Below are 4,242 nucleotides of genomic sequence, written 5' to 3' on the forward strand. Positions count from 1 at the left end.
GTAGTAGGTCCAGCAACTAAATAATGCTCAAGTAAACTGCGGAAAATAAATGGAAGAGGACGCTCTAGAACAAGATCTTTGGGAACCCAATGCAGCTCACCTTCAGGGGTGGTGATGCGGGGATTCACATCGGTGGAGCCGACGTAGAAAAATTGCTGCCGCACTTCTTGTCCATTTAATCGCAGTAAAATATACTGCAAACTAAGCCCTTGAATTTCATCATGTTCTATGCCAGTTTCCTCCCAGATTTCACGCAAACACGCGGCACGTGGGTTATTCAGTTCATCTGGCTCTAAATGACCCCCGATAGCAGCCCACAGTCCTGGGGACAGTGTGCGCGTTAGAGAGCGTTTCATCATTAGCAATTCATTCCGGCTGTTCCATAGGAGAGCGGTAGACATCATACGCAATGTAATCATGGTGGCGATCCCTTTCTTTTTCTAGTACACTCAGCTTAGCACAAGTAAACTAGCTCCTGCAAAGAAGGTAGTTTGAGAGTAATTTGCCTATTGCTTCAGACCTCATGATTCGATATAATGTCCTCTATAGGTAAACAATAGTCTTTCTAGAGAGGACGGTAAGGTCGTGCCGGAAAGCAAAGAGTTTTTACAAACGATCAAGCACACCGGTCCTGAGAGGTACTACTTAGTCCGGGAAGATATTTTACCAGAAGGTGTACTGAAGACGATACAGGCCAAAGAGCTGCTGGCTCGGGGCGAAGTGAAGACGATTCATGATGCCGTTGAGCAGGTTGGGCTTAGCCGAAGCGCTTTTTATAAGTACAAAGATGGCATTCATTCGCTAAGTAAGCTGGAAAGAGAGCGTATTGTAACGATTTCGATGGATTTGGAGCATCGCTCAGGGATTTTATCCCGCGTTCTGGCGCTTATCGCTAATTTGGAAGGTAATGTGCTTACGATTCACCAGACGATTCCACTGCAAGGGATGGCCAACGTCGTCATTTCTGTTGAAACCTCAACAATGGGGGAAGAGATTCGTCAAATATTGGACCGGCTTCAGTCGCAAGAAGGAGTTAAGCGTGCCATGATTATCGGTCAGGGCAGTTAAGATAGCATATTATTTAATCGGGAGGACAAACGATATGAAACCGATCAAGGTTGGATTGCTTGGACTAGGCACAGTAGGAACAGGTGTCGTACGTATTATTGAAGGTCATCAAGAGGATCTACAGCGTCAAACAGGCTCTGCGATCGAAATTTCCAAAATTTTGGTACAAGATAAATCAAAGCTCCGCAACATTTCTGTGGACGCAGACAAGCTGACAGAGAACGTATGGGATGTAATCAGCGATAGCGAAATCGATGTCGTTGTTGAAGTAATGGGCGGGGTTTCCGCTACGAAAGATCATATTCTAACGGCACTGGGCAATGGGAAGCACATTGTTACGGCGAATAAGGATCTCATGGCGATGCATGGTGCTGAAATTTTGGCGAAAGCGGCTGAGCATGGTTGTGACGTTTTCTATGAAGCAAGCGTTGCTGGAGGTATTCCGATCATTCGTGCACTCGTAGAGGGCTTCTCCTCTGACCGTATTACGAAGATCATGGGGATTGTGAACGGAACAACGAACTATATTTTGACCAAAATGAGTCAAGAAGGCGCTGCTTACGCAGACGTACTGAAAGAAGCTCAAGAACTTGGTTATGCAGAGGCTGACCCGACATCCGACGTTGAAGGTCTTGACGCTGCTCGCAAAATGACGATTCTTTCCACACTTGGCTTCCATGCCAATGTTGCCCTAAGCGATGTTGAAGCAAAAGGAATTTCTAATGTAACGAAAGAAGACATTCAATATGGGAAGAAATTAGGGTACGAAGTGAAATTGCTTGGTATCGCTGAGAATCATGACGGGCATATCTCGGTGAGCGTTCAGCCTACGATGGTGAAGAACTCCCATCCGCTTGCTTCTGTAAATGGTGTGTTCAATGCTGTATATGTGACAGGCGAAGCAGTTGGCGAGACCATGTTCTACGGTGCTGGTGCTGGCGAGCTGCCTACTGCAACATCTGTTGTAGCTGATTTGGTAGCCGTTGGGCGGAACCTGAAGCTTGGAGTGAATGGACGCAGGGTGCTTGCTCCTTACAAGGAGAAGAAACTGAAAACGGATGAGCAAATTGCTTGCAAAAATTTCATTCTTTTACACGTTGAAGATAAAGCAGGTGTGCTGGCTCAAATTACACAGATTTTTGCTGAGCATGAAGTTAGCTTGGAATCCGTGTTCCAACATCCTAATAAGCACAATCCTAAAGCTGAGATTATCATCATTACGCATGACGCTAACCAAGCCAGCATGAAAAATGTGCTGAAACAGTTTGAATCCATGGACGTTATTCACGCCATCAAAAGCGTCTACCGCGTTGAAGGCTAATCTATTGAAAAGAGGCGCAATTTCGAAATGAGTTATAAGGCAGTGCAAAAGGTAAGAGTGAAAGTGCCGGCAAGTACGGCAAACTTAGGTCCTGGCTTTGACTCACTGGGGATGGCCTTGAATTTATATGCCTGGATTGATATGGCCATCTCGGAGCAAACAACGATTGATTTGATCGGTGATCAAATGCACGGGATCCCAACGGACAAGACGAACCTCATTTACAAAGTCGCCCAAATGGTATTTCAAGAAGCAGGCGTCTCCCACCCTGAGTTGTACATCTCGATGTACAGCGATATTCCGCTAACCCGCGGACTGGGCAGCAGTGCCTCAGCAATTATTGGCGCTCTGGCTGGCGCAAATGCACTGATTGGTAATAAGCTCACAGAATATGAGCTGTTCCAAATTGCAAGCCGCTTAGAGAAGCACCCTGATAATGTAGGAGCGAGCCTTTTTGGCGGCATTGTGGTTGCGTTCTGGGACGGAGAGCAGGCAGAATCCATTCGGATCGAGCCGGACCCGAACTTGGAGGTGCTGGTGGCGATCCCAGCCTTCCAGCTTGCTACAGAGAAGGCGAGAGGCGTCATGCCGAAACAGGTACCGATGAAGGATGCGGTATTCAACCTCAGCCATTCATCTCTACTGGTTGCCGCGCTAATCACAGGCAATCTGGGGATGATCCGTCATGCCATGAAAGACGCGCTGCATCAGCCCTACCGCGCGGAGCTTATTCCTGGCATGAAGACGCTGCTCGAGCAAGCCGAGAATCACGGCGCGCTTGGGGTTGCGCTTAGCGGAGCGGGGCCAACCATGCTTGCGCTAGTGGACCAGCGAAGCGGCCGCAAGGCGGAGCTGGAAGGATTTCTGAAAGAGACGCTGGCTAAGGAAGGTATCGAGGCACAGACGTTGTGGTTAAAGCCAAGCCGTGAAGGTGTAACAACGACTTCGTTGCAGGAAAGCGACGGGGATCTTCAGTCCTTCGTAGAAAAGGAGGTTCTTGCATGAAGAGAGTTGCAATTCTTGGACCTAGTACCTTTTCTGAAGAGGCTACCCGCCATTTTTTGGGCGAAGACTTCAGTTACGTTTCTTATAAGTTAATATCCGAAGTGTTCAACGCGACATCGTCCGGTGAAACAGATCTGGGCGTTATCCCTATCGAAAATACACTGGAAGGCTCTGTCCATCTCCATGTGGACTGGCTTGTTCATGAAGTGGATCTACCGATTCGGGCGGAATGGGTATTTCCCATTGACATGAATCTCATCGGATACGCAAATCCTGAGGGCCACTCGGATGATTCCAACCCTTTTGGATATATTCGCAAGGTGTTGTCTCATCACGTCGTACCTGCACAGTGCAGCCGTTTTATGAGACAGTATTTAAGCGGGGCAGAATTTGAACAAGTTAGTTCTACGGGAGAAGCTGTTCGAATTGTTTCTTCTTTGCAGGACCCGTCTGTTGCTGCCATTGGAACGGCCATTGCTTCTACAAACTATGGCGTGCCTATGCTGCAAAAAGAAATACAAGACCACAAAGACAACGTGACGCGTTTCTTGCTGGTCGGCAAGGAAGCTTCAGAGTTGAAACCTTCGGAAGCTATGAAGACGACGATTCTGGTCACGCTGCCGGAAGATTTCCCAGGCGCTCTTCACCAGGTGCTATCGGCCTTCGCATGGCGGAGAATCAATCTTTCCAAAATTGAGTCCAAGCCAACGAAGAAGAAGTTAGGCACTTATTATTTTTATATTGATATTGCGGGCTCACTGGACTCCGTTCTGCTCCCATCGGCCATTCAAGAAATTGAAGCGATTGGGTGTCAGGTCCGCATTTTAGGTTGTTACCCTAGCTATTCG

General features: G+C 47.8%; 5 protein-coding genes. 4 read left to right on the forward strand and 1 reads right to left on the reverse strand.

What is annotated here, in order from left to right; all coding sequences use genetic code 11:
* On the reverse strand, window positions 1-419 hold a 419-nt coding region (locus AC1DUA_RS26150), incomplete at its 3' end, for an NUDIX hydrolase (RefSeq protein WP_477502555.1).
* Window positions 420-585: 166 nt separating this feature from the next.
* Between AC1DUA_RS26150 and AC1DUA_RS26155 the strand changes: the two genes are divergently transcribed.
* The 4 genes from AC1DUA_RS26155 to pheA form a co-directional block, all read left to right on the forward strand.
* Window positions 586-1,068 (forward strand): ACT domain-containing protein, encoded by a 483-nt coding sequence (locus AC1DUA_RS26155; protein ID WP_477502556.1) that lies wholly within the window; start codon window positions 586-588, stop codon window positions 1,066-1,068.
* Between the two features lie 34 nt (window positions 1,069-1,102).
* Entirely contained in the window at window positions 1,103-2,389 is a 1,287-nt protein-coding gene (locus AC1DUA_RS26160; RefSeq protein ID WP_477502557.1) for a homoserine dehydrogenase, read from the forward strand.
* Between the two features lie 27 nt (window positions 2,390-2,416).
* On the forward strand, window positions 2,417-3,394 hold the full coding sequence (gene thrB, locus AC1DUA_RS26165; protein WP_477502558.1) for a homoserine kinase: 978 nt from the start codon (window positions 2,417-2,419) through the stop codon (window positions 3,392-3,394).
* On the forward strand, window positions 3,391-4,242 hold an 852-nt coding region (pheA, locus tag AC1DUA_RS26170; protein WP_477502559.1), incomplete at its 3' end, for a prephenate dehydratase. The genes thrB and pheA, both read left to right, overlap by 4 nt.

The sequence above is a fragment of the Paenibacillus sp. 01T422 genome (assembly GCF_056398785.1).